The following is a 25,890-nucleotide window of genomic DNA, read 5'->3' on the forward strand; positions in this document are numbered from 1 at the left end:
AGGTGACAGAAATCGACCATACATTGGATTACCTGCGTGAATCGCTGGCGAATTACATGGAAAACGACATGTGCCAGCAAATCACCAAAAAGCTTGAGGGCAAGCAGTATGTAAATGAGGAACAGTTCGTCCGGGAACTACAGCAAGAGGAGATAACCTATCTCAATGATGTCCTGGAGAATGAATTGGATTATGCTAAACGTGTGGCCCATGATCAGCGGGTAAAAGAGCTCACGGAAGTGTATGAATTACTGTTTTAGTGAGATTGGGCAAATTTCCCATTGCTTTTTAAGCAGGAAACGTTTAATATAAGGATACAAGCTGCGATGTGCGTATGAAAATAAGTTTTAACCTCTAACAGATGAATAGGGAGTTTTACATCGAAGCTCTAATGTCGGGCCGCGATTTGGCGGAAGACAGGAAAGCTTCTGCAAACACCCACTTGGTGAAGTGGTGGTTTAAAACTTTCATTGTAAAATACGGCAATTGTGGCTGTTACATATCCAACAAATGCTCAAGGGGCCAGTTTCTTTCGGGAAGCTGGCCTTTTTCAGTTTTAGCTGTATAAGTAAACATTATCATTTTCCATATTGAATAAGTATTATCCTTATCGTTCCGCTGGTGCTAAGCTGAATTCAGGAGGTGGAGGGTATGAGATTTACATGGGAAGCGATTGATCATGTGCAGCTGGCTGCGCCGACGGGCGAAGAGAATGCAGCCAGGAAGTTTTTTACCGGGATTCTGGGCTTTACCGAGGTGGAGAAACCGCCTTTATTAAAGGCACAAGGAGGCGTATGGTTTCAAACAGGCGGGATCCAGCTGCACATTGGGGCAGATGAAGAATTTGTCCCTAGTATAAAAGCGCATCCTGCATTTCAAGTAAAACATCTGGAGGGATTAAAAAGGCATCTGGATAAAGAAAGGGTGGCCTATCAGGAAGACAGCCGTCTGCCTGGGGCCAAACGGATCTATGTAATGGATCCGTTCGGCAACCGAATGGAGTTTCTGGAATGGGAATAATTTCATGGAAAGCAATCACCTGCTCTATCGGAAGTCTGAGCGGGTGATTTTTTTGTCACAGAGTAAATAAATACAGCTCCCGCGTCGTAACAGCAATTGTCTGAATAAAATATGGTAAAATAGTATCAATTATAAAATCTCAACAGATAGGGTGGGGGTTCCATGAGAAGAAAAATAACACTGATTTCCGGTATAATTGTAAGCGTTATCATAACAGCCTTGCTTTTTGCAACAAATTATTTTTACTCAGAAGCCGTGAAACGCGGGGAAGAAGTCGAGTTACATAGAGGAGACGAACCTGTTGCAGTGGAAGCTGCCAGCATGGAGGATCAGTCCATTTTGCAGGAAGCTAAAAGCTGGTATAGTGAACAGGAACCGGTGACCGTGGAACAAACCTCGGAGGATGGTTTAACATTAGTAGCAGATTATTTAAAAAATCCGGATGATAGTGGCAAAGCGGTAATTCTTGCTCATGGATTCCGCAGTCAAAAGGAAGATATGGGGGATTATGTGAAATTTTATTATGATCAGGGGTTTGATGTGCTGATGCCGGATGCACGCGGCCACGGCGAAAGTGAAGGAGCGTATATTGGATATGGCTGGCACGACCGGCTTGATTACGTCAACTGGATTGACATACTGATTACGAATCACGAAGCAGAGGACATATTTTTGCATGGGAATTCCATGGGTGCAGCAACTGTGTTGATGACAAGCGGTGAGGAGCTGCCTGGGGAGGTTAAGGGAATTATCGCTGACAGCAGCTACACGACAGTCATGGAAGAACTGACGCATCAGCTAAAACATTTGTACAATCTGCCGGCTTTTCCGCTGTTAAACTTTACCAGTGCAATGACGAAAGTCCGGGCAGGCTATTCGTTCACAGAAGCATCTGTTATTGCCCAGGTGGGGAACAACACAAGGCCATTATTTATGATCCACGGAGCGGAAGATGAATTGGTGCCGACCGAAATGGCGCTTGAACTTTATGAGGAGGCCGGCGGCGAGAAAGAGTTGTGGGTTGTTCCGGAGGTTGGCCATACGGATGGATATGAGGTGGCAACAGCGGAATATGAAGACCGGCTGGAGGGATTTATCACGGAAGCCTTAAACGATTAAGAAAAAAGTATAAAAGAAATCCCGCTGTAAATGCAGGATTTTCATGGCGTTTGGCGAATATATCTAGTAGGAATATCGTTTACCTTGGAGGAAAATATGGATACACACATCAAGATTAAACACACATTAATGGATGAAAGTACGGTATTACAAATGCTCCCCGGATATGATCTTGGCCCGATTAGCAGCTGCCGCTTTTTGACAAGGGGTTTAAATGACAGCTATCTGATTACGACAGCAAGGAAGCGTTATATCTATCGGATTTATCGTCATGGGTGGAGGGAGAAAGAAGCGATTCAATTTGAATTGGATGCGTTACGCCACTTGCAGAGCCGTTCTTTCGCAGCTTCCTTTCCCATTGGCAAACGGGATGGGACCTATCTGACAGAAATCCGTGCACCTGAAGGGCTACGGTTCGGTGTCTTGTTTGCCTATGCAGAAGGGGAGCGGCCGGAAATTAATCCGGAGAATGCCAGCCTGATCGGCGAGTCACTCGGAAAGCTGCATCAAGTAACTGATGATTTTTCCAGCACAGACGAGCGCGGCTTTTCGCTGGACCTCAAGCATCTGGTGGATGAGCCTGCCACCTTGGTTTTGCCGGTGATCCGCAAGCTTCTGGGTAAAGAAGTGGAAGGGGCCATCAGGGAAATCATGGAAAATCTCAAAACCGAGTTGAACAACAAACATTTGGAAACTGGCTTCTGCCACGGAGATTTTCATAATCATAACTTGCACATTAATAAGAGTAAGATCGAGGTTTTCGACTTTGATTGCTGCGGCATAGGGTATCGCGCTTATGATGTGGCGGTGACCTGGTGGAATCTGCTCACCAATTATGGGCATAAGGAAGAAGCGTGCTGGGAGGCATTTTTAAACGGTTATTTGAGCAGGCGTACGCTGAGTAAGGAGGATCTTGACAGCCTACCGCTGTTCATTACGGCAAGAAGATTCTGGCTGCTTGGCACGATGCTTGAAAATGATGATGTGTGGGGCACCAACTGGATTAATAAACAGGCACTGGAACTGTTTGCTCTGCAAGTTAAAACTGATTGGATACGGGAAATATAAGAGGTGGTTATATGGAAACATTGCCAACAGGCTTTTGGATATTATTCTTTTCTATTTTATTACTGACATTAGGAACAGCCATCTACTGCTGTTTCAGAAACCGGATGATTTATTGGGCATATGCTGCGATTGTCGTGGCGCTGTTTGTCCCGGTTGCAGGATTGCCGCTTACGGCCCAGCGGACAGGAGGCCAGAATGAATGGGATTATCTGATTTCGCTGGTCGGTGAAGGAAGCACGTGGGCAATTCTAATCGGTCTGGGTATGCTGTATATCGTTGCTTGGTGGGTATTATTCTTTATCTATGAGATTCCTTTTCGGGCAATGGTGAATAACATTCGCTCAAGCAGCAAATTGCGGCAGCTGCTGGAAAAATTGCCTCGCAGAAAACAAGAGAGGGACAGAGGTGAAGACGGCGATGCCAGCGAGAAAGAATCCTAAGTTGCCTTTAACCCAGGAAGAAAGAGAAAACTTGAGAAAAGCTAAGCTGAAAACTGGTGCTATTCACCAGACAGATGCAAGGCTCTTAGCACAATTACTGCATGTGGAAGAATCGCGGGCAATAGAAATAAAAGGGCTGGCTGCTTTTCAGCAAGTTCCCTCCATCGGCCACAAGCTTGCAGAAAAACTTGTCTATCAGCTTGGCTTTTATTCCCTGGATGAGATCAGGCAAGAAGATCCCGGCAATTTATTGAACAGGCTGGAACAAAAACTGGGTGTCTGGACAGATCCTTGTGTAGAAGATCAGATCCGCTGTGTCATCCATTATGCGAACAATCCGGACAGCAAGCTGCAATGGTTCTGGTTTACGGAGGAGAGAAAAAACTATCGCGCCAGGCACGGGTATCCTGCTTCCAGGCCGGAAAAAGCGTGGTATGAGTAAGGAAAGGAGAAGAAGTTTTGAGGCGCTACGAGACCGAGAGATTAACAGTAAGAGATATCGAATTGGATGATGCTGGATTAATTGAGAAGTATGCCAGTGACTATGATTTGGCCAAAACAACATTAAACATTCCCCATCCTTATCCAAAAGGTTCAGCAAAGGAATTTGTAACAGCCTCTTTGCAAGCGCAAGAGGAAGGCAAACTGCTAATTCTTGCTGTAACGGTGAAACCGGAAAATGAATTCATTGGTTTAATAAACTTAAATATAAATAAGGTCTTCAACCGGGCGGAGCTTGGCTATTGGATTGCAAAACCTTTCTGGGGTAAGGGATTTGGCACAGAAGCAGCTAAAGAAATAGTACGAGTCGGTTTTGAAGAACTGAAGCTAAATAGAATCTATGCCCAAGCATTTACAACAAACCCTGGTTCCTACCGAATCATGGAAAAGGTCGGGCTGAAACACGAGGGAATTTTAAAGGAACATGTAAAGCGGAATGGAGATTACTTTGATATAAAGGTGTATGGCATGACGAAGAGTGAATACAATTTGCTCAAAAACCAGGCAAGATTCTAGTGGTGCGTTTGTTTTTATAACACGGAGGAGATACTATGATCAGCAGCCTAGCGGAAAACTGGAAAGATAGTTGTACGCCTGCTAATTTCATTGGTGCCGGTTCCACTCGGAGAGTTTACCGGCACGGTGAGTATGTTGTGAAAATACATATGCATCCAATGGGACATCAGCAATCCATCAGAGAGGAAGAACTTTATGACTATATGAACGAGAATGGACTTGGCCACCTGTTTGCCCCTGTGTATCTGGTGAATGAACATATTTGCATTCAGAGATACTACGAACCGATACCGATGGTAGATCACCAAACGTTTGACCTGACAGAACGTGACGGCGATTGGGTGATCCCGGAGAAGTATGAGCAATGTTTGCAGATGCTCGATCAGGAATTCGATGCGTTTGATTTGAAGGACAGCAGCAATTACGGTTTAAATGAAAAGAGAGAGCTGGTGTTCATTGATTACGGTATGACCAAAAAGCTCTATGAACAAGCATGGGTTCCTGCAGCAGAGCGTGGGGATGTTCCACAGATTGATGTCCTGCCCTGTCTGGTCTGCGGTATAGAAAAAGAAATCCGTCTGTACGGGGAAAAAGACACCGATAAACGCTGTCTGGAATGTGGTAAAGTGTAGGAGGAAAAAATGAAAACCGAGAAAGAAAAAATGCTTCTGGGAGAACGGTACCGGCCAGATGACCCGGAACTCGCGTCAGATCAATTGCAGGCAAAACGGTTAACCAGATTGTTTAACGAAACGAAAGAAACGGAATTGGACAAAAGAACGGACCTGCTGAAAGAATTGTTTGGCTCCACTGGAGAAAAGCTGTTTATCGAACCTGATTTCCGCTGTGATTATGGTTACAATATTCATGTCGGCGATAATTTTTATGCCAACTTTCATTGTGTTTTTTTGGACATTTGCGAAATTCGAATTGGCGCAAATTGTTTTATGGCGCCGGGTGTTCATATTTATACAGCCGCTCACCCGCTTGATCCGACTGAGCGCAACAGTGGGGTGGAATTCGGCAAACCGGTCACGATTGGAGATAATGTCTGGATTGGTGGAGGGTCGATCGTGAACCCCGGAGTCGATATCGGCAATAATGCCGTGATAGGCTCAGGATCTGTCATCACAAAAGATGTGCCTGATCATGTGGTGGTGGCTGGAAATCCTGCAAGGGTGATAAAAGAATTGGATGGTTAGCTGTCATTTTCTTTTTGATCAATATGAAGCGTGCCATCCTGCTGCACTTCAGCGTAAAATACTTCGACAACAGAGGTTATACCGGCATGCTGCAGCTGCTGGTTAAGCCATGACTCGCCAAGGTTGAGTTTGGCCAAATTAGTGTGATGTATTTTTCCGTCAAGGATCAGCGCTGTCGGGATCGGGAAGATTTTTGCTTGGGTAACATTTCCGCTGCTCTTTTTAGTGAGCGGCTGGGCAAGCTCGTTTTTGAGAACGGAGAGTTTACCGTTTGTTTCAAAGATGGCGTAATCCACATCCTTTATCGAAAAAACATCTTTTTCTCGAAGCATGGCGTTTAACTCTTCAAGATCCAAACGGGTTTTTCTTAATGTATCCTCAGCAATTCTCCCTTCTCTGATCACAATTTGCGGATCTCCCGTCGTTATCTTTCTTAATCTGTGTGACTTAATATCCCCATAACCCAACAGGAGGGTGAAAATCGCCCATCCGACAAGTGCGATCAGTCCATTGCGGATAGACACATCGCTGAAGATGACAAGGCTGGCACTGATGGATCCAATCGCAATAGCGGAAACAAAATTAAAAAAAGTCATCTGGCTGATTTCTTTACTCCCCATGATCCTGGTGAGTGTGAATAATACGAAGAAACCAAGCGTTATTCGAAGCAGTAATTCCGCAAGCCCCATGCTGTACTCCCCCTTATCCATATACGGTACAATAGGTTGTACAGCTTTGAGTTTATTATTCCAAGAGCGATTTAAAAATGGAGGGATTATAATGGCAACCATTGAAGATTTTAAAGGCCTGGACATCCGAATAGGGACGGTGATAAAAGCAGAGCCATTTCCGGAGGCAAAAAAACCTGCAACTAAACTGGAGATAGATTTTGGTGAAGTTGGGGTAAAACAGTCTTCCGCTCAAATTACTAAGCGCTATGAGCCAAAACAGCTCATCGGTCGTCAGGTGGTCGCCGTGGTTAATTTTCCGCCAAGAAGAATTGCCGGGTTTAAGTCAGAGGTGCTTATCCTCGGGGGCGTCGAAAAAGAGGGGGATGTTGTGCTGCTCAGACCGGATGATCTCGTGGAAAATGGGACATCGGTTTCCTGATTGATTTTATTTGTTTGGAAGAAATGTTGATTGGAAAGAAAGAAGCCCCCATGCCTGAAAGCACCGGGGGCTTCGGACAGTCCGGCAAAAGGGGGGAAGGCGTCTCCCCCTGATGGGACTTGCAGTTAGTTAACCGCACACAGAAGTTTCAAACATGTTTTTACATTATATTTAAAATGGCCTGGCATGCCCGCTTTTTCTCACGGGCATTTTAAGAAGGCCGGTTTTGTCCGAAAAGCACCTACTTTATTTTAATTACAATTTTCCCTCTGGCATGTCCGGATTCGCTGTGCGCATGAGCTTCTTTCAGCCCTTCTTCAGAAAACGGGAAGGTTTTGCCGATTTGTGCGCTGATTTTCCCGCTTTCAAGCAATTTAGCCATTTCCGCAAGCTGGCCGCCATCCGGTTCCAGCCAGTGAAAGCCTGCTTTGATTCCTTTTTCCTCCGCGAGCTCTTCATTTGGCGGCTCGGCAATCGACACGAGGGTACCACCTTTTTTCAGTATCTGGAAACTTTTTTGCTGAACCTCGCCGCCCAAGGTATCGAGCACAATATCATAATCATTCAGTTCCTTTTCGAAGTCCGTTTCCTGATAGTTGATAAATTCATCCACACCTAATGATGTTAGAAAGTCTGCATTTTTTCCGCTTGCGGTCGAGGCTACTGTGGCTCCGAGATGTTTTGCCAGCTGTATCGCAAAACTGCCGACTCCGCCAGATCCTGCATGAATCAGCACACGGTCTCCTTGTTTGATCGCTGAGAAATCCACCAGACACTGCCAGGCGGTCAACCCGGCCAGCGGAACAGCGGCTGCTTCTTCAAAAGAAATGGACTCCGGTATTTTCGCCAGCAGATGCTCATCCACTGCCGTAAATTCTGCATAAGTGCCGTTTTCCGTTGTCTCTGGACGAGCAAAGACTTTATCACCAGGCGAAAAACGCGTCACACTGCTTCCGGTTTCCTTAACTGTTCCGGCTGCGTCCCAGCCAAGAATAATCGGGAACGTAAAAGGAAGCTTTTCCTGCAGGTAACCCTCCCTTACCTTCCAGTCAATTGGATTAATAGATGTGGCGTGCAATTCCAGCAAAACTTGATTATCCTTGATAGCAGGAGCAGCTACCTCTGTTTCGGTCAGCTGCCCGCTGGAACCATATTCATTGATAATAACAGCTTTCATATAGAAAACTCCTTTCCACTTTAATGTCGTCTCTTCTGTTTTTCCCGTTTGGTTAGGGGTATAACCATCTATGAAAGGAGAATGCCAATGTCCGACAAAATTTATTCATTTCCCCCTGTGCTGCCGGAGCGGCCGCGGGTGCTGATTCTCGGATCTATGCCTGGGGGAGTTTCGCTGGAAAAACAGCAATACTATGGAAATCCGCGCAATCATTTCTGGAAGATCCTCTTCAATCTGTTTCACTCGGAGAAAATAGAAGGTTATGAGGGAAGGCTGGAATTTTTAAAGCAAAAAGGGATTGCTCTGTGGGATTCGATTGGTTCTTGTTATCGGGAAGGTAGTCTTGATGCTAACATTCAGGCAGAGGAGCCAAATGATATTGCCGGATTGCTCAGCCAGCATCCGACGATTCGCCTGATCGCATGCAATGGCACAAAGTCTTATCAGACCTTTCGTAAAAATTTCCCGGAAATAATACGAGGAGAAACAGAAGTATTAAAAATGCCTTCCACCAGTCCAATACCCGGAAAATATACAAAAACATTTGACGGAAAAGTGGAAGAGTGGAAGCGGATATTGGCTTACCTGGATTAATCAACGCACACGGCCTGCGAATGGCAAAATTATTATGATAAAATAGAAAAAAGGAGGACTTTTAATGACGAAAACATTACAGGACGATTTACTGAAAACATATCAATCAAATCTGGACAAAGACGGGGTTTCAGGGGAACGTTTGGCCCGCCGGCTTGGTGAACTGGCTCTGATCGGTCTGACCGGCGAGAATGGTTCCAACCGTCCCGGCTATTCCCAAGAGGAAAAACAGGCCAAAGAACTGATCAAAACCTGGATGTCGGAAGCGGGACTTACGGTAAGAGAAGACGGGGCCGGCAACGTGTTTGGCAGGCTGGCCGGAAAGAATGATGAAAAGCCAGCCATCCTGAGCGGCTCTCATGTGGACAGCGTGCCAAATGGAGGACATTTTGACGGACCGCTTGGTGTGTTGTCCGCCCTGGAGGTAGCCGAAGCTTGGAAAGATACGGGTTACCAGCCGGAGAAACCGTATGAAGTCGTAATTTTTTCCGACGAAGAAGGCTCCCGGTTTAATGGCGGCCTGAACGGCAGTGAGGCAATGATCGGTAATGTGGATATGGATAAAAAACGTGAACTGCAGGATGCTGCCGGAAAAAGTTTTGATGAAGTACTAAGACAAGTCGGCCTCAGTGCAGATAGTTTTGCAGATGCGGCGCGAGATCTAAAAGAGATTGAGTTGTTTGTGGAAGTACATATCGAACAGGGCAAGCAACTGGAAAAAGAACAGCTGCCATGTGGAATCGTTACCGGAATTGCAGGCCCGTGCTGGCTGGAAATGACGTTTGAGGGGAATGCCGGTCATGCAGGAAACACGCCAATGAATGACCGCCAGGATGCCTTGGTGGCTGCAGGTGATTTTATCCATCTGATTTCCGGTCTTCCTGAAGAAGTGAGTGATTCAGCGGTTGCGACCGTCGGCAAAATGGAAGTCCGGCCAAATGGGGTGAATGTCATCCCGGGCAGTGTCCAGCTCTATGTTGATATCCGCGATATCTACCGGGAAACCCGTGATAAATTGGTCGACAAGATTCGAGATGCAAGTATCCAAATTGCGAAGAATCATGGTGTTACGGTGAAAGACAACGTTACATTGCGAGTGGATCCAGTGCCAATTGCTGAAGAAACCCAGCAGCAGCTTGCAGATGCATTTAGAGAAAACGGTCTAAAATCATACAAATTGCCAAGCGGTGCCGGCCATGATGCGATGATCATCGGGGATCAGCTGCCGGTCGCCATGCTGTTTGTCCAAAGCAAAGACGGCATCAGCCACAACCCCGCGGAATGGTCTGATTTAAGTGACTGTGTGCAATCGATTCATGTACTGAAATCCTTTTTGGAATCGAGACAAAACTAAAAATTGGGGAGGGAAGAAGATGCAAGTGAATGAAAAAGCACGTGGGGAACTGCTTAAAGAGGTAAACGGATTATCGGATGAGGTGGTTAACCAAAAATTGGCAGCCGATCAGTGGTCGATCAAACAAGTACTGGAACATTTATATTTGATGGAAGCCACGGTGACCAGAACGATTGAAAAGCAGCTGGCAAATGGGGAAGCAACAGAAGCAAAGGAAAAACCGATTGAACGGACGGTGAACCGGAAGACCAAAGTCGATGCCCCGGAATATCTTGTGCCAAGTGAAGATTTCCGCACACTTGAAGAGTTAAAGAAAAAGCTGGCGGCAACGCACCAGGGACTTTCCGACCTGGAGAACCGCACAAACAATCAGGACCTTGAAGCAAAAACCTTCCCACATCCGGCGTTTGGAGATTTAAGTCTGAAACAATGGATTCCGTTTGTAGGTTATCATGAAATGCGTCACACGGAACAAATCAAAGAGGTAAAAGTTGAGCTCGGTGTGTAGAGCAGGATTTTCCGGATAAGTCACATAATTTTCCAAGGATTGTAAAGAAGTACCACTAAAAAAGTCCCCTAAACACGTGAGTTTTCTAGTATAATAGATGTAATGTATGCGGGAAAGGGGGCCAATGGTGAGCAAAAAACTCTGGATAAGAATCGGTATAGGAATTTTTGTTATCTTATTTATTCTGAATATTGCCGGCAGTTTTTTCTTCTACAATCTGGCCATCGATCGGGGTGTCAAAGATTTTCTTTCCGGTAACGAGGATCTGGAAGTTTCCGCAGAAGCAATGGATGCTTTCCTGGAAGGAGGCTGGCAGGACTGGGTCGACAACCAGGATTTTGAGAACTGGAAAATGGAATCCCATGATGGGCTAGAGCTTCAGGGATATTACCTGGAAGCGGATGAACCGACCAACAAGACAGTTGTGTTTGCCCATGGCTATCTCGGAAATGGCATGCAAATGGGGCTTTATGGCCAGTACTACCATGAGGAATTGGGCTATAATGTCTTTACAGCCGATATGCGTGGCCACGGAGAGAGCGAGGGCGATTATTATGGCTTCGGCTGGCATGACAGGCTCGATTATCTGGGCTGGATTGATATGCTCTTGGAAAAAGAAGGGGCGGACACAGAGGTGCTGCTGCACGGTCTCTCCATGGGAGCAGCAACCATGCTGATGGTCAGCGGAGAAGAGCTTCCATCTAATGTCAAAGCAGTCGTTGCAGACAGTCCGTTTACTAGTGTGTATGATCTGTTTGATTACCAGCTTGGCCGGATGTTCAACTTGCCGGCATTCCCTGTTTTGCCAAGTACCGGAATTGTCACCAATATAAGGGCGGGCTATACATTGAAAGAGGCTTCGGCGCTGGAGCAAGTTAAAAAAGCAGAAGTGCCTATCCTGTATATTCACGGCAAGGCTGATACCTTTGTGCCAACAAGAATGACCGAGAAGCTCTATGAAAATACGAAAAGCGAAGCCGAGCTCGTCACCTTCGAAGGGGCCAATCACGGCGAGGCATTCGTCGTTCATAAAGAAAAATATATCCATCATTTGCGCGATTTCATTGAACAGCATATGAATTAATTAAAGGTTTTCTGCGGCTCGCAGAAAACCTTTTGCTTATCGGTGGTCCAGCCTTTTAAAAATGGAGACTATATTTGCAAAAACAATCATTAAATGATACTTTTTAAAGGGACAGAATGCTTATCTGCCATGTTGGGGGAGTACGGATTGTACACAGCAGCGGCTAGAAGAGCATGTTAGACAAATAACCATGAAAAAAAGAGCGGAGGTAAGCATATGAAAATTATTGTAGCCGGAGGGGATGGCTTCTGTGGATGGCCAACAGCCCTTTATTTGTCCAAACAGGGACATGATGTAGCGATTATAGATAACATGATCCGCAGAGAATGGGACAATGAGCTTCATTCCAATTCAATCACACCAATTGCTACACTGGAAGAGCGCGTGGCCAAATGGAAGGAATTAACTGGTAAAGAAATTCGTACATATGAAGGGGACCTGAACCATTATGATTTCCTTCGTGAAGTATTAAAACGGGAGAAGCCGGATGCGTTCGCTCATTTTGCGGAACAGCGGTCGGCGCCTTACTCGATGATTGACCGTTCCCATGCGGTATTCACTCAGGTGAACAATGTGGCAGGTACCTTGAATGTGCTTTACGGAATCAAAGAGATTGTGCCGGACTGCCATCTGATCAAACTGGGAACGATGGGTGAATACGGCTTGCCGAATATTCCAATTGAAGAAGGGTATATTGAGATTGAACACAAAGGAAGAAAAGACGTGCTTCCATACCCGAAACAGCCGGGCTCGTTCTATCACCTTTCCAAAGTTCATGACAGCCATAATATCATGTTTGCCTGCAAAATCTGGGGCATCCGTGCGACAGACCTAAACCAGGGGGTTGTTTACGGACTGGATACAGAGGAAACGAAAATGGATCCGGTGCTGACCAACCGTCTCGATTATGACGGTGTGTTCGGTACTGCACTGAACCGTTTTATCATCCAATCAACTATTGGACATGACTTGACAGTATATGGAAAAGGCGGGCAAACCCGCGGATTTCTCAATATTAAAGATACCGTACGCTGTATTGAAATTGCTGCAGAGAACCCTGCAGAACAAGGAGAATTCCGCGTCTTCAACCAATTCACTGAAGATTTCTCCGTCCTCGAACTTGCAGAGCTGGTGAAAAAGGTAGCAGCAGAGGAAGGGTTAGAAACAGCGGTATCTCACATTGAAAACCCGAGAGTTGAAAAAGAAGAGCATTTTTATCAGGCAGAAAACACCAAGCTGAGAGATCTTGGTCTGGAGCCGCATCTTCTTACCGAGGAAGTCGTGCGTGAAATTCTGCAAACAGTTGTGGAACACAAAGACCGTGTCATCAAAGAAAATGTATTGCCGAAAGTCACCTGGAAATAAGTCAACAAGGACGTGTCATTTTTGAAAATCGCCATAGTCACCGAGACCTTCCTGCCATCAACGGATGGGGTTGTCACCCGCTTGAAAAACTCCATTCGTTATTTTCTGAAGGAAGGACATGAAGTACGCATTATAGCACCAGATCTGGGCGTGAATGAGTTTGAAGGAGCAAAAATTGAAGGGGTGCGGGCCAGCACCTTTCTTTTCTACCGTTCCCGAAAATTCGGGATGCCGACCAGGAAAATCAAGCAAATGCTGGCCGAATTTGATCCGGATGTTGTGCATGTGGTTAACCCGGCACTGCTTGGCGCTACCGGTGTTCATTATGCCAAAAAATTAGGCTACCCTATGGTCGCCTCCTATCACACCAATGTACCCAGATATGCTGAATATTATAATGTGCCGATGTTCAAGGGGATTTTATGGTGGTATTTCCGCAAGCTGCATAATAAGGCGGATTTAAATCTGTGTACATCCAAAACGGTTCAGGAAGAACTGATGGAGCAGGGTTTTCACAATGTTCATGTCTGGAAACGCGGGGTGGACACGGAAAGGTTTCATCCCAAGCAATATGATGCAGAAATGCGCAGCAGATTGACGGCTGGTAAGCCGTGGAAGAAATTGCTTTTATATGTTGGCAGACTTGCGCCGGAAAAGGAAATTGAAAAGATAAAATCCGTGCTGGACTCATCCAGCCACTTCACCTTGGCCATTGTAGGGGACGGACCGCATCGGCAAGTGCTGGAAAAACATTTTAGAGGGACGAGCACGGTGTTTACCGGTTTTATGCACGGAGAGGAACTGGCCAAGACCTTTGCTTCCTCGGATGTGTTTGTGTTTCCGTCCACAACGGAGACACTTGGCCTGGTTATTTCTGAGGCGATGGCTTCCGGACTGCCGCTCGTGGCTGCGAAAAGCGGGCCGACCTGTGAGCAGATTAAGGATAATCAGACTGGTCTATTGTATGATGGGGAAAAACAGGGTGATTTTACGGAGACCGTTCTGAAGTTTGAGGATGAGACGTTGCGGAAACGCCTGGCCATTCAAGCTCATAAAGATATCGAGAATATGGGCTGGGATGGGCAATCCAAGCAGGTTCTTGATCTTTATAAACAAATTGCCGGCATGGAAGAAACCTTGGAACAGCACAACTAAATGCGTTGATTGCTGTAAATCTGAGAGGTTCGTATTGAGGGATCGGATGAAAAAGCCAAGAAAAAGAAGAGGTCCATTTCAATTTCTGCAGTTTAGTGTCATCGGTTTTTCCAATGCAGCGATTGATATTGGCACCCTAAACCTGTTATTAATCATCTTCCAGCCGGACGCGAGAGGCTGGGTTATTGTTTGCAACACCATTGCCTATACACTTGCTGTGGCTAACAGTTATTTCTGGAATGCCAGTTTTACGTTTAAAAATACGGCAAAAGGCAGCGGGAGGCAGCGCATCGGGTTTATTATTCAGGGTCTGATCAGCCTTGGTGTGAATAACCTGGTGTTTTTAGTTGTCACCGAGCTGCAAGGATTTTTAGGTGTGCCTAACTGGCTGCGGTACAATATTGCCAAAGGGTTTGCCATGCTGTTGTCATTTACGGCCAGCTTCTTCATGATTAAGTATTTTGTTTTTAAAGATCAGCCACATTTTATGGAGAACCGGGAGAAGAAATAGTGTTGCTTTTTAATCTTTCTAGTTGATGGAAACTGCAACATGAGTGCTTGTTGATTTCCGCTGCGGGCAGCCGCGCACCTTAGGGCACAGTTTCAGTCTCGGGGTAACTGGATGTTAGTCATGAAGGCGCCTGAGACAAATGGTTTTCGGTGGGGCGGGCATTTACGCCCAGGACCGGGACATGAACGTTTTTAGCCGCCCAGGAGTCGGCTCCCTCCGCTCAAAAAAGCGTCATAATTAGGTATAATAAAAACCAAAATCCTGCAACTGGGATTTTGGTTTTTTATATATTGTTTTGCATAAATATAAATATTTTTTCATAAATATACTTGCATAACTATACGCTAAGTATTATAATAATTAATAATTTAGAAATGACATGAAAGGAAGATAGCATTGAAAAACGTAGCAATTATCGGTGGCATGGGATATGGCGCACTAGAATTAATCCGGCTCTTACATAACCATGAATATATCAGCTTTTAATGGAGAAAGAAGGGAGGATTTCATCATGACAAAAGGCTATCTTATCTTAGAAACCGGCGAGGAATTTGCAGGAGATTGGATTGGTGCGGAGAAGGAAATAACAGGAGAAGTTGTTTTTAATACGAGTATGACGGGCTATCAGGAAATGATGACGGACCCATCTTACGCCGGACAAATTTTAACGTTTAGCTATCCCTTAATTGGTAATTATGGTTTCAATGATGAGGATAATGAAAGCAAAGCCCCCGCTGTATCTGCAGTGATTGCAAGTGATGTTTGGGATGAACCCAGCCATTATCAATCTGCTTCATCGTTTTCTGTAGGTTTAAAAGAAGCGAATATTCCTGGTTTGAAAAATGTGGATACACGTGCTTTAGTAGCTGTCAACAGAAAGCATCAGACCGTTCGGGGAAAAATCGTTGCAGCAAAAAACAACGAAGGTCCGATAAATGAATGGCAAGATAAGCATAGTCTGGATTTAGTCAAACAGGTTTCGGTAGAAGAGCAGGAGACGTACGGGAATGGTTCACATCATGTGGTGCTCGTTGACTTTGGTTACAAAAAGTCAATCCTGGATGCATTGTTACTAGAAGATTGTAAGGTGACCATTGTTCCGTTTGATACGTCGTTTGATGCGATTGCGGATTTGCGTCCTGATGGGATTCTATTGAGTAACGGACCTGGAGATCCAATGGAGATGGCGGAATATTTTCCAATGGTCAAAGCGCTAACTGAAAATTTTCCAACACTTGGCATTTGTCTCGGACATCAGCTTCTTGCATTAGCTTACGGCGGCAAAACAAAGAAAATGCCTTTTGGACATCGGGGAGGAAACCACCCTGTGAAAGAACTGCTTACAGGAAAAGTACGGATGACATCACAGAATCATGGCTATGTGGTAGAAAAAGATAGCATAGATAAGCAAGCTTTCCATGTATTATTTCAAAATGTGAATGATAAATCCCTTGAAGGTATTAGGCATATAACTCTGCCGGTTCAATCGGTTCAATTTCACCCGGAAGCACACCCCGGCCCAAGCGACACGGAATATATTTTTAAAAATTTCATACAACAGGTAGGGACCTCAGGAGGGAGCAAGTATGTGGAAGCCTAACCCATTAAAGAAAGTTCTCGTTATTGGATCCGGCCCTATTGTCATTGGACAGGCGGCTGAGTTTGATTATGCAGGCACACAGGCTTGTCTGGCTTTAAAAGAAGAAGGCATCGAAGTAGTCTTAGTAAATAACAACCCAGCAACGATCATGACAGATAAACAAATAGCTGATCATGTCTATATGGAGCCTCTCGAAGTAAATACCCTGGAAAAAATCATTGCAGAGGAAAAACCGGATGGAATGATCGGAACACTGGGGGGACAAACAGGACTAAATCTAACGGTGGAGCTATACGAAAAAGGTATTCTTGATAAGTATAATGTGGAACTATTAGGTACGTCCGTCCCTTCGATTCAAAAAGGAGAGGACCGTGAACAATTTCGCCAATTGATGCTGAATATTGGAGAACCGATATCTGAATCAAAAATTATTCCATCTATGGAAGAGGGATTGAGCTTCATCCGGGAAATCGGTTATCCGGTAATTTTACGTCCAGCTTATACACTTGGTGGTGAAGGTGGAGGATTTGCATATAATGAAGAGGAATTTATTGATCTTTTAAATCATGGACTAACACTTAGCCCGATTAATCAAGTACTTGTAGAGAAAAGTATTAAAGGATGGAAAGAAATAGAATATGAAGTCATGCGGGATGAAAACGATACGTGTGTGATTGTATGTAATATGGAAAATATGGATCCTGTTGGAGTTCATACAGGGGATTCTATCGTCACCGCACCATCCCAGACCTTATCCGATGTTCAATATCAAATGCTGCGTACGTCATCACTTAATGTTATTAGGGCTTTAGACGTTGTCGGAGGTTGTAATATTCAATTTGCATTACATCCGGAGTCGAATGAATATTGTATTATCGAAGTGAACCCAAGGGTAAGTAGATCATCAGCATTAGCATCCAAAGCAACAGGTTATCCTATTGCTCGTATCGCTGCAAAATGTGCGATCGGTTACGCACTGGATGAAATCCTTAACCCGATCACAGGCACTACCTACGCATCCTTTGAACCAGCCTTGGACTATGTTGTCGTAAAGCTCCCTCGTTTTCCATTTGATAAATTTACCGAAGGAGACCGGACGCTTGGAACGCAAATGAAGGCAACGGGAGAGGTGATGGCCATTGATCGCACATTTGAAGGAGCGCTGAATAAAGCGATACGCTCTCTGGAAATGGGTATGCATAGTTTACACTACCCGGGGATGAGTGAAAAATCAACGGAAGCACTAGAAGCACTCTTGTCCACACCCAATGATTTACGGCTTTTTGCCATTGCGGAAGCTTTCATGCGTCAAATGATAATCGACCGATTGATGACACTTACAGAAATTGATTACTGGTTTTTAAGAAGAGTACAGGGAATTATCCAATGTGAACAATCGCTCTCGAACGATAGCTTGCAACATCTTTCTTTGGAAAAGGTTAAAGCGGCAAAACATTTTAATATCAGTGATGAACGGATTGCTGAATTACTAGGCACAACGGCAAAACAATTGCGGAAAACCTACAAAGAAGCTTCATTAAAACCAGGATATAAATTAGTAGATACATGTGCTGGAGAATTTGATGCTACCACACCGTATTATTATTCTACTTGGAATGGTGCCGATGAAGTCACAACCAAAGATGAACTTGAAAAAATTCTTGTCCTGGGATCAGGCCCCATTCGTATTGGCCAGGGTGTGGAATTTGATTACTGCAGTGTTCATGCAACATTGGCTGTCAAGAAAATGGGCTATGAAGCTGTTGTGATTAATAATAATCCGGAAACCGTCAGCACAGACTATTCAGTTGCTGATCGCCTTTATTTTGAACCATTGGCACTGGAAGATGTGCTGGCCGTTATTGAAAAAGAAAATATTGCTGGTGTGCTCATTCAATTTGGTGGACAGACTGCGATTAATTTAGCAAATGACCTGGAAGATGAGGGAATAAACGTTTTAGGAACTGCACCGGCACATATCGACCAGATGGAAGACCGGGAACAGTTTTACAACGTCTTAAATCAATTAAACATTCCACATATCGCCGGCCATATTGTCCATGGTCTGGATGAATTGTCTTCATCTGCTTATGAATTAGGTTTTCCGGTACTGATTCGCCCATCCTATGTTATTGGCGGGCAGTCCATGTTTATTTGCTACAATGAAGATGAATTGAAAAACTATTTGACGCGCATTCAAAAGGATACGAACGACCACTGCTGGCCCTTATTAATCGATCAGTATATACCGGGATTAGAATGCGAAATAGATGTGATTAGTGACGGAAAAGATATCGTCATTCCAGGAATCTTTGAGCATCTCGAAAAAGCTGGCGTACACTCTGGGGACAGTATCACAAGTTTTCCACCCTTATCTTTATCTGAACAGATGAAAGAGACCATGGTTGATATAGCAAGGAAAATAAGCCAAACAGTGCCAATTATTGGGATGATGAATATTCAATTTGTTATTCATGAAAATATTATTTACGTATTGGAAGTAAACCCGCGTTCTTCAAGAACGGTACCAATCATGAGTAAAGTAACGGATGTGCCGATGATTGAATGGGCAGTTATGACTCAACTGGGAATACCACTGAAAGAATTGACAACAGATCAGGATTTATTACCGGAACCAGCCTATTACACCGTGAAAGCACCAATCTTTTCTGCTAGTAAGCTAAAAGGTGTGGATCATGTACTGGGGCCGGAAATGAAATCGACCGGGGAAATTATCGGTCTTGGCTGGAGTCAAAAGGAAGCATTGAAAAAAACTTCTCCTTATGTGGATAATTTTTCTCAGGCGGAAGGGTTACAGCTTTTTGTCTCTGTTTCTGACCGCATGAAACAGGAGAGCCTTGGACTTATTGCCGAATTTGCAAAGTTAGGCGCTAACATTACGGCAACCGAAGGAACGGCGAAATACCTTGAAGCAAATGGCATTCAGACGACAAGTATGTTAAAAAATAAAGATGATCTGCTGCACCATTGGCAACATAAAGCTCCTCATATCGTTCTTAATATACCTAACCAGGGAAGAGAGAAAGAGAAGATCGGCTTTTATATTCGTGAATTATCTGTTCGCTATCAGATTCCTTACTTCACCAGGTTGGAAACATTAAGACAGGTAACAAATACCCTCAGAGGTGAAACAATAGATGAAATACCACGATCATTACAAGCGTACGTAAAACACCTGCCAGGAAAACGGAAAGGGGATGTGGTATGGGAAGCGTGAAGCAATCAAATACGTCGTTACAAACCGATCATCTGTTAACAGTTGCAGATTTAACCGGGGACGAAATTATGGTGTTAATCAAGGAAGCACTGGTGATGAAAAAACAGGTCAAGGAAGGGACTCCCCATCCTTATCTTCAAGGAAAAACGCTTGGAATGATTTTTGAAAAGTCATCAACGAGAACGCGGGTTTCTTTTGAAGTTGGCATGATGCAACTTGGAGGCCATGCGTTATTCCTGAATGCAAACGATACTCAATTAGGGCGGGGGGAGACCGTATCCGACACAGCCCAAGTCCTGTCCAGGTATGTTGATGGATTAATGATTCGAACATTTTCTCATGAAATGCTGGAGGAATTTGCAGATGCTTCTTCGGTTCCGGTTATTAATGGGTTAACAGATCCACATCACCCAACGCAAGTCCTGGCTGATCTCTTGACAATTTATGAATATAAAGGGAAATTAAGGGGATTAAAGCTATGCTATGTTGGTGATGGAAATAATAATATGACGCATTCGCTCTTACAAGCCGCTGCGCTTACAGGAATGCATATGGCTGTAGCAAGCCCTGAAGGCTACGCGCCTCATGATATGATTTTTCAGCAGGCTAAAGATAAAGGGGAAGAGAACGGGGCCAAATTAGCGGTTCATGACAATCCAATAGAGGCAATTCAGGATGCAGATATTGTTGTCACAGATGTCTGGGCGAGTATGGGAGAAGAAAATGAGTTAGCTGAGAGAAAATTGCGGTTTGAATCCTTTCAAGTGAATAAAGAACTGACGCAATTTGCAAAATCTGATTATCTTTTCCTGCACTGTTTGCCTGCACACCAAGGTGAGGAAGTCACTGCTGAAATTATTGATGGAGAGCATTCTGCCGTTTTTGATGAAGCAGAAAACAGATTACATGCACAGAAGGCTTTAATAAAATTATTGATGGGCAAATAATTTTTTGTGTTTTTTTATAAATTATTGTATAAATATACTTTATAGTTAATAAAAATACTTAAATAAAAAAGCTGATGCCGTAACTTTCACAGGCATCAGCTTTTTCTCTATCGTTTATAAGTATTCCTCAAACCAGCGGCAGATATGGTTTAGACGTTCCACTCGCATTTTCGGATCTCCGCTTCGGCTCAGTTCATGGCTGGCGCCGGGGAAGCGGACAAATTCTACTTCTTTGCGTAAATGTCTCAGTGCGACAAATAGCTGCTCGCCTTGTTCAATCGGACAGCGGTAGTCCAGTTCACCGTGCAGAATTAACAGCGGCGTGTTGACGTTCTCTGCATATTTGAGCGGCGAGAACTCCCATAATTTCTGTGGATCATCCAGTAAATTTAACCCATGCTCCCATTTGGTAAAAAAGTAGCCGATGTCGCTCACCCCGTAAAAGCTCAGCCAATTGGAAATGGAACGCTGGGTGACGGCGGCTTTAAAGCGGTCGGTTTGCCCAACCATCCAGTTGGTCATAAACCCGCCATAGCTTCCACCGGTAACGCCTAGCCGGGTCTCATCAATGAAACTGTAACGCTCCAGCACATAGTCGACAGCCTGCATTAAATCACGGTAATCTCCGCCACCGTAGTCGGTGCGGACAGCATCAACAAATGTCTGCCCGTAACCATGACTGCCGCGTGGATTGGTATACAAAACAACATAGCCCTTGGCCGCAAGCAGCTGCATTTCATGGAAAAAAGCCTGTCCGTACATCGCATGCGGCCCGCCATGTACCTCAAGGACAAACGGATATTTTTTCCCTTCTTCAAATCCGTATGGACGCAGCAGCCATCCCTGGATTTCCTGGCCGTCTTCCGCTGTGATGGCCAGTGTTTCCGGTTCTGCAATCGCCACTTCTTCCAGAAATTTGCTGTTGGCATTGGTTAATTGCTTCAGCGCCCCATCCTGTTTGAGCAGGTGAAAATTGCCCGGGTCGACCGGTGTACTGATGCCAAGTATAAATGCACCAGAGGCTGGGTAGTAGGAAAAACCGAATAGATGATTATCTTCATTATAAAGTTCTGTTCGTTCCCCGTCTGTAGTTACTTGGTAAAGCCCGGTTGCTCCATGGTCGGTGGCAATGAAGTATAATTCGTTCTCAGATTGCGACCAGACTGGCCCTGCATTGGATGCACCAAGTCTCATATCACCAATCATAGCGTCACCAAGCTGGATATCCCAGTCCCCGCTTAGGGTTGTCTGCTCCTTGGCTGCGACATCGAAAAGGTATAATTCATTTAATGTTGCTCCCATATAGGCGTATTCATGACCAAAGCAGGCAATTTTATCGCCGCTTGGTGAGTAAGATGCATTATGGTAAACACCTCTTCTTTGTGTCAGTTTCGCTGTTTCTTTTGTCGCCAGATCCACTGTATAAAGGTCATTGACGTTCTCATAATCGGCATCATCATTCAAATTTGCAGAAAACAGGATTGTCCTGCCATCCGGAGAAATATCCTGGTATGCATGATCGGCATCATCAAAGGTGAGCTGCGTGAAGGTCTCGTTTACCACATCATACAGCACGAGCTGGGATTTCTTGCTATCATGGAACCCGTTTGCATCAGACTTGTATTTCAGCTTTGTTACGATGAGTGGCTGTTTCTTTTTCTCTTTTGCCTCTTTCTGACGTTCTTCTTTCGTCTGTTCTTTTTGTTTTTTTACATCATCGTCCGCTTCCAGGGAGGCGGTGAAAACAATATATTTCCCATCCTTTGACCAGTGAGGGCTGCTTGCTCCATGTTTAAAGGTGGTAAGCTGTTTTGCTTCCCCTCCGTCGGTATTCAGGATCCAGAGCTGGGGCAACCCGCTTCTTGATGATTGAAATACGGCTTGCTTCCCATCCGGGGAAAAACGGAGATGACTGTTTTTCTCATGCCCGTACGTCCACTGATTGACCGGACTTCCATCCAGTTTTTGCAGGAACAGATGGGATTCATATTCTTTTTCCTCATTGACAGTGGTGGATACATATGTATAGCTCTGGCCATCCGGTGTAATTTGCGGATCACTGAAAACTTCCAGATTCATAAAATCTTCTGCCGTCATAGCGCGTTTCTCGTTGCTCATTTCATCACCCTCCTGTATTTTTAAGTCTGGTTAAATTCTAAACTATTTCGAATCACGAATCAATTAAACTGCTGAAATTTTCATTTATTCTTGTTGGGCAGTGAGCTGCAAAAAATTACGGGTTTCTTTTGGGGTATGAAAAATATGAATCTCTTTGTCTTCCAGGTCGTAGAGACGCTCGTAAATGGCAGGGGCTTTCTCTTTGTTGTATCGTCTCACCCAATTGAAAAACTTCCAGTCGAGTTTCTCCGGGCAGTCTTTTCCCATATCCGGTCTTGTCTGGTTGCGGTATTGGATCCGGCGCTTGGTAATGCCGTACAGGCAGCGGATGGTTTTATAATGCAAGAAGATGATGGTATCTGCTTGGGCGAGCCGGATATCCATGGTTGCTCCATAATTGCCGTCAATAATCCAGGAGTCGCACCTGAGAATTTTCTCTATTTCTTTGATCAGTCCCTCCCGACCGATCGGAACCCAGCCCGGCTGCCAATGAATAGCATCCAGATGATAAACCGGGATGCCGGTAAGGTCACCGAGCTGCTGTGCCAATGTTGATTTGCCAGCCCCGCCACTTCCGATGATTGCAACTTTTTTCATATATACTCCTCCTGGCCACAATGGTAGAATGATATTATAACATAATATTTTGACAGAAAAGCTTCAAACGGTATATATTTACTGTTACAGGGACAGAAATTTCAGCTAAAAATATACTGCGGTTTGCTGCTTGGAATGGTATCCTTGAAGTTAGAATGAGAATAAGTCCACAATAAAACATATTGCTAAATGTTCTCGTGGAGGGGAATAAAATATGTTAAGAAAGATCTGCACTGCTATCAGTTGTTTTATTTAGCATCCTAATGGGTGGAATGAATTATATAAGTATGGCTGAAAAGACCCTGGAAGGCTTGTGGGTTCCAATGTTCTTTTTGGATTGTACGCCTTGCCCGTTTATCTACTTGCTGGTACCCCATTATCTGCTCTTATTGTAAAAGTCATTAACCAAAAATCTTTTAAAGCAAAAGTAACTCGTTATTTCACTAATTTTGTTTTGTATGGTTTAGCAGGAGTAATCTCAGCATTTGTACTTATAATGATTTTAGCTATAGCCGAAAATGAACTTTACTTGATTGGACAGGATTTAGGAGCCTATATGTTGTACGGTATCACAGCCTCACTGATTTATTATCATATTTGGCTTTTAGTGAGTGAAAAGAAACAGTTTTAAATCAACTAACGCGGCAGGTTTGTTCAATAAAAAATCACAAAAGGAATGTGCATTTTACTGTAAAATAAGATTAGACATATTAATGTTTTAAAAAAAAAGTTATGCAAAAATCGAGGTGTTGTACATTAGTAAAGAAAGGTGAAGTAATAATTTATTTGTATACCACATATAGATAAATAAGAATTTGGAGGACTAATTATGGCGAAGAAAACTATTGCAACAAATTTTAACGTTGATAGTAAAGATGAAACAGGAGCTTTTGTTAGCCTCAATTATGATTGCCCCTACTGCCATTATGACAACTATGAACTGATACTGATTGGTGCTAGCAACCTTGACAAAATCGCTAACGATTTTGAAACGGACCAAGTGTGTAAAATCTGTGGAAAAGATGTAATAATTGAATGTCGATAGTTTATATCCATTCAATAAAAGTGGGCACATATTCGAAATCTTCCTGAAGGTTGGAATCCTTCGATTAACAAAGTGGAGTTAGCGTCAAAATATGGATATTCGTTAGAAGGACATCAAACATGGGTAAGCGCTTATACAAAGGCATCTGCCTGAGTAAAGAATAAAATGTGAGGAGTGAAATAATGGATACATGTGAAAATTGTCAACAATCGTTGTCTGGCGGCGATTTAACTCTTCCTTGGGAAGACGGAGATAATTCTCATGCATACGTCACATGCCCGCACTGTGGACATGAGAATATTAAATACGGTTTTGGCGAAGATGATGACTAGAGGTAATTCTCCTCTATTTATTCTTGTAGTTAAATGGTCCCGTAGAGATAAGTAACTCCCACAGAAAAAGCGTAAATCTTAAAGAGGTTTACACTTTTTCATTTGTAGTAGACTTATCTAAACAAGTTAAAATTTATTTTTGTTAAGAGTTTCCCTTAAACTAACGGGGGCGTTTAATGAATACATAATTTTAAAAAGCAAAAAACGCAGAGGCACCAAAACCTCTGCGTTTTTGTTTCCAGTTACTTTGTTATTTCCATTTCATTACCGAACGTTCAGAACAAAAGGCTTTTCCACTAAACTTCCAATTTCCTAATAAGCGCATCCTTTTCATATGCTTCCTGCAGCTGCCGGGTGATGGGGCCTGGTTTTCCATTCCCTATTTGCTGATTGTCCGACTGGATGATCGGCGTTATTTCCGACGTGCTGCTTGATAAAAACAATTCATCTGCCATGCTAATGTCCTCTACGGAAAACCCTTCTTCCAGAAAAGGAATCTTCATGTCAACGGCAAATTTTTCGACACGCATGCGGACACAGCCGTGCAAAATCCGGTTGTTCGCAGTATGGGTATAAATCTTCCCGTCTTTAACCAGATAGACATTTGATGAACTACATTCTGTTACAAGCCCATCCCTATGCAAAATCGCCTCATAGCAGCCCTGTTCTTTTGCTTCCTGCTTGGCAAGCACATTGGGCAGGAGGTTCAGGCTTTTGATATAGCAGTTTTCCCAGCGGACGTCCCGTTGCGTGATCGTGCTGACTCCGTTTTGGATGGTCTCCAGGTTGCGAGGCAGTTCCTTCACATAAGCGAAGAGATTCGGCGGGACATCTTCCGGGAAAACATGATCCCTTGGTGCCGAACCGCGGGACACCTGCAGATACACTTTTCCGTCTTTCTTCATGTCATTGCGTTCCAGCAGCTGATTGAGCAACCGGGTGATTTCTTCTTTGGATGTTTCGAGGTTTATTTTAATGGCCTCCAGGGAGCGGAACAGCCGGTCCACATGCTCCTCGAGCAAATAATAATTCCCCTGATAAATGCGAATTACTTCATATATGCCATCTCCAAATTGCAGCCCGCGCTCTTCATAAGGGTAGCTCAAGGAATCGCGTTGCATGAATTTGGTTTGGGACATAATGATCGGATAGATAGACATTCAGTCGCCTCCTTCAAACATAAGCCTATTTTATATCGTATCCCTTTGAAAGTAAACGTACTATTACTTATTATTTCAGAAAAAGTTCCTCTTAAAAAGGGATTTTCGCGAAAAATGTCGAGAAAAATA

Annotated in this window: 27 protein-coding genes and 1 other RNA gene; 23 read left to right on the forward strand and 5 right to left on the reverse strand. The window is 44.1% G+C overall.

Annotated features, from left to right (window positions below):
• Positions 1 to 2 precede the first annotated feature (2 nt).
• From CEG13_RS07820 to CEG13_RS07865, 10 genes are all read left to right on the forward strand, one after another.
• Positions 3 to 260 (forward strand): sporulation protein, encoded by a 258-nt coding sequence (locus CEG13_RS07820; protein ID WP_420843793.1) that lies wholly within the window; start codon positions 3 to 5, stop codon positions 258 to 260.
• Positions 261 to 315: 55 nt separating this feature from the next.
• A non-coding RNA gene (gene ssrS, locus CEG13_RS07825) (6S RNA) lies at positions 316 to 499 on the forward strand.
• Positions 500 to 651: 152 nt separating this feature from the next.
• On the forward strand, positions 652 to 1,020 hold the full coding sequence (locus CEG13_RS07830) for a VOC family protein (RefSeq protein WP_100011318.1): 369 nt from the start codon (positions 652 to 654) through the stop codon (positions 1,018 to 1,020).
• Between the two features lie 162 nt (positions 1,021 to 1,182).
• A complete protein-coding gene (locus CEG13_RS07835; protein ID WP_100011319.1) occupies positions 1,183 to 2,139 on the forward strand; it encodes an alpha/beta hydrolase in 957 nt (318 codons plus the stop codon).
• Positions 2,140 to 2,235: 96 nt separating this feature from the next.
• Entirely contained in the window at positions 2,236 to 3,207 is a 972-nt protein-coding gene (locus CEG13_RS07840) for a phosphotransferase enzyme family protein (protein WP_158234660.1), read from the forward strand.
• 11 nt (positions 3,208 to 3,218) lie between these two features.
• Positions 3,219 to 3,647, forward strand: a complete 429-nt coding sequence (locus CEG13_RS07845; protein WP_100011321.1) for a hypothetical protein — start codon at positions 3,219 to 3,221, stop codon at positions 3,645 to 3,647.
• Positions 3,648 to 3,678: 31 nt separating this feature from the next.
• The gene (locus tag CEG13_RS07850) at positions 3,679 to 4,089 is read left to right on the forward strand and encodes a helix-hairpin-helix domain-containing protein (RefSeq protein WP_239984595.1); all 411 of its coding nucleotides are present in this window, start codon (positions 3,679 to 3,681) and stop codon (positions 4,087 to 4,089) included.
• 17 nt (positions 4,090 to 4,106) lie between these two features.
• The gene (locus CEG13_RS07855) at positions 4,107 to 4,664 is read left to right on the forward strand and encodes a GNAT family N-acetyltransferase (RefSeq protein ID WP_100011323.1); all 558 of its coding nucleotides are present in this window, start codon (positions 4,107 to 4,109) and stop codon (positions 4,662 to 4,664) included.
• A gap of 35 nt (positions 4,665 to 4,699) precedes the next feature.
• A complete protein-coding gene (locus CEG13_RS07860; RefSeq protein ID WP_100011324.1) occupies positions 4,700 to 5,296 on the forward strand; it encodes a protein kinase in 597 nt (198 codons plus the stop codon).
• A 9-nt stretch (positions 5,297 to 5,305) separates the two neighbouring features.
• Positions 5,306 to 5,866, forward strand: a complete 561-nt coding sequence (locus tag CEG13_RS07865; RefSeq protein WP_100011325.1) for a sugar O-acetyltransferase — start codon at positions 5,306 to 5,308, stop codon at positions 5,864 to 5,866.
• Here the strand turns inward: CEG13_RS07865 and CEG13_RS07870 are convergent.
• Positions 5,863 to 6,555 (reverse strand): DUF421 domain-containing protein, encoded by a 693-nt coding sequence (locus CEG13_RS07870; protein ID WP_100011326.1) that lies wholly within the window; start codon positions 6,553 to 6,555, stop codon positions 5,863 to 5,865. The genes CEG13_RS07865 and CEG13_RS07870 overlap by 4 nt on opposite strands.
• A gap of 91 nt (positions 6,556 to 6,646) precedes the next feature.
• Between CEG13_RS07870 and csaA the strand changes: the two genes are divergently transcribed.
• Positions 6,647 to 6,976, forward strand: coding sequence for a chaperone CsaA (csaA, locus tag CEG13_RS07875; protein WP_100011327.1), 330 nt, complete (start codon positions 6,647 to 6,649; stop codon positions 6,974 to 6,976).
• 241 nt (positions 6,977 to 7,217) lie between these two features.
• On the opposite strand, the gene CEG13_RS07880 is transcribed toward csaA, so the two are convergent.
• Positions 7,218 to 8,153 carry an NADP-dependent oxidoreductase gene (locus CEG13_RS07880; RefSeq protein ID WP_100011328.1) on the reverse strand — a complete coding sequence of 312 codons (936 nt, stop codon included), beginning with the start codon at positions 8,151 to 8,153 and terminating at the stop codon, positions 7,218 to 7,220.
• An 87-nt stretch (positions 8,154 to 8,240) separates the two neighbouring features.
• Here CEG13_RS07880 and CEG13_RS07885 point away from each other — a divergent pair, with 87 nt between their 5' ends.
• The 10 genes from CEG13_RS07885 (at position 8,241) to argF (ending at position 20,509) form a co-directional block, all read left to right on the forward strand.
• Complete coding sequence (locus CEG13_RS07885) at positions 8,241 to 8,747, forward strand: DNA-deoxyinosine glycosylase (protein WP_100011329.1); 507 nt, start codon at positions 8,241 to 8,243, stop codon at positions 8,745 to 8,747.
• A 64-nt stretch (positions 8,748 to 8,811) separates the two neighbouring features.
• Positions 8,812 to 10,101 carry a M20 family metallo-hydrolase gene (locus CEG13_RS07890; protein ID WP_100011330.1) on the forward strand — a complete coding sequence of 430 codons (1,290 nt, stop codon included), beginning with the start codon at positions 8,812 to 8,814 and terminating at the stop codon, positions 10,099 to 10,101.
• Positions 10,102 to 10,120: 19 nt separating this feature from the next.
• Positions 10,121 to 10,609, forward strand: a complete 489-nt coding sequence (locus CEG13_RS07895) for a DinB family protein (RefSeq protein ID WP_100011331.1) — start codon at positions 10,121 to 10,123, stop codon at positions 10,607 to 10,609.
• A 124-nt stretch (positions 10,610 to 10,733) separates the two neighbouring features.
• Positions 10,734 to 11,693, forward strand: a complete 960-nt coding sequence (locus tag CEG13_RS07900; RefSeq protein WP_100011332.1) for an alpha/beta hydrolase — start codon at positions 10,734 to 10,736, stop codon at positions 11,691 to 11,693.
• Between the two features lie 216 nt (positions 11,694 to 11,909).
• Positions 11,910 to 13,058, forward strand: coding sequence for an NAD-dependent epimerase/dehydratase family protein (locus CEG13_RS07905; RefSeq protein ID WP_100011333.1), 1,149 nt, complete (start codon positions 11,910 to 11,912; stop codon positions 13,056 to 13,058).
• A gap of 21 nt (positions 13,059 to 13,079) precedes the next feature.
• Positions 13,080 to 14,213: a glycosyltransferase family 4 protein gene (locus CEG13_RS07910; protein WP_100011334.1), complete on the forward strand. Its 1,134-nt coding sequence runs from the start codon at positions 13,080 to 13,082 to the stop codon at positions 14,211 to 14,213.
• Between the two features lie 46 nt (positions 14,214 to 14,259).
• Positions 14,260 to 14,724 (forward strand): GtrA family protein, encoded by a 465-nt coding sequence (locus CEG13_RS07915; protein ID WP_100011335.1) that lies wholly within the window; start codon positions 14,260 to 14,262, stop codon positions 14,722 to 14,724.
• A gap of 511 nt (positions 14,725 to 15,235) precedes the next feature.
• A complete protein-coding gene (locus tag CEG13_RS07920; RefSeq protein WP_100011336.1) occupies positions 15,236 to 16,324 on the forward strand; it encodes a carbamoyl phosphate synthase small subunit in 1,089 nt (362 codons plus the stop codon).
• The gene (gene carB / locus CEG13_RS07925; RefSeq protein ID WP_100011337.1) at positions 16,311 to 19,562 is read left to right on the forward strand and encodes a carbamoyl-phosphate synthase (glutamine-hydrolyzing) large subunit; all 3,252 of its coding nucleotides are present in this window, start codon (positions 16,311 to 16,313) and stop codon (positions 19,560 to 19,562) included. Before CEG13_RS07920 ends, carB begins: the two co-directional genes overlap by 14 nt.
• Positions 19,550 to 20,509, forward strand: a complete 960-nt coding sequence (gene argF / locus CEG13_RS07930; RefSeq protein WP_100011338.1) for an ornithine carbamoyltransferase — start codon at positions 19,550 to 19,552, stop codon at positions 20,507 to 20,509. The genes carB and argF overlap by 13 nt, the downstream gene beginning before the upstream one ends.
• Before the next feature lie 114 nt (positions 20,510 to 20,623).
• On the opposite strand, the gene CEG13_RS07935 is transcribed toward argF, so the two are convergent.
• Together CEG13_RS07935 and CEG13_RS07940 are read right to left on the reverse strand one after the other, a co-directional pair.
• A complete protein-coding gene (locus CEG13_RS07935) occupies positions 20,624 to 22,627 on the reverse strand; it encodes a S9 family peptidase (RefSeq protein ID WP_100011339.1) in 2,004 nt (667 codons plus the stop codon).
• Between the two features lie 84 nt (positions 22,628 to 22,711).
• On the reverse strand, positions 22,712 to 23,224 hold the full coding sequence (locus CEG13_RS07940; RefSeq protein WP_100011340.1) for a DNA topology modulation protein: 513 nt from the start codon (positions 23,222 to 23,224) through the stop codon (positions 22,712 to 22,714).
• A 313-nt stretch (positions 23,225 to 23,537) separates the two neighbouring features.
• Here CEG13_RS07940 and CEG13_RS07945 point away from each other — a divergent pair, with 313 nt between their 5' ends.
• Complete coding sequence (locus CEG13_RS07945; protein WP_100011341.1) at positions 23,538 to 23,855, forward strand: hypothetical protein; 318 nt, start codon at positions 23,538 to 23,540, stop codon at positions 23,853 to 23,855.
• Between the two features lie 198 nt (positions 23,856 to 24,053).
• Positions 24,054 to 24,269 carry a hypothetical protein gene (locus CEG13_RS07950; protein ID WP_100011342.1) on the forward strand — a complete coding sequence of 72 codons (216 nt, stop codon included), beginning with the start codon at positions 24,054 to 24,056 and terminating at the stop codon, positions 24,267 to 24,269.
• Positions 24,270 to 24,897: 628 nt separating this feature from the next.
• Here the strand turns inward: CEG13_RS07950 and dat are convergent.
• Positions 24,898 to 25,761: a D-amino-acid transaminase gene (gene dat / locus CEG13_RS07955; RefSeq protein WP_100011343.1), complete on the reverse strand. Its 864-nt coding sequence runs from the start codon at positions 25,759 to 25,761 to the stop codon at positions 24,898 to 24,900.
• Positions 25,762 to 25,890: the final 129 nt, after the last annotated feature.

This window comes from Lentibacillus sediminis (assembly GCF_002763455.1).
GTDB lineage: Bacteria > Bacillota > Bacilli > Bacillales > Amphibacillaceae > Lentibacillus_D > Lentibacillus_D sediminis_A.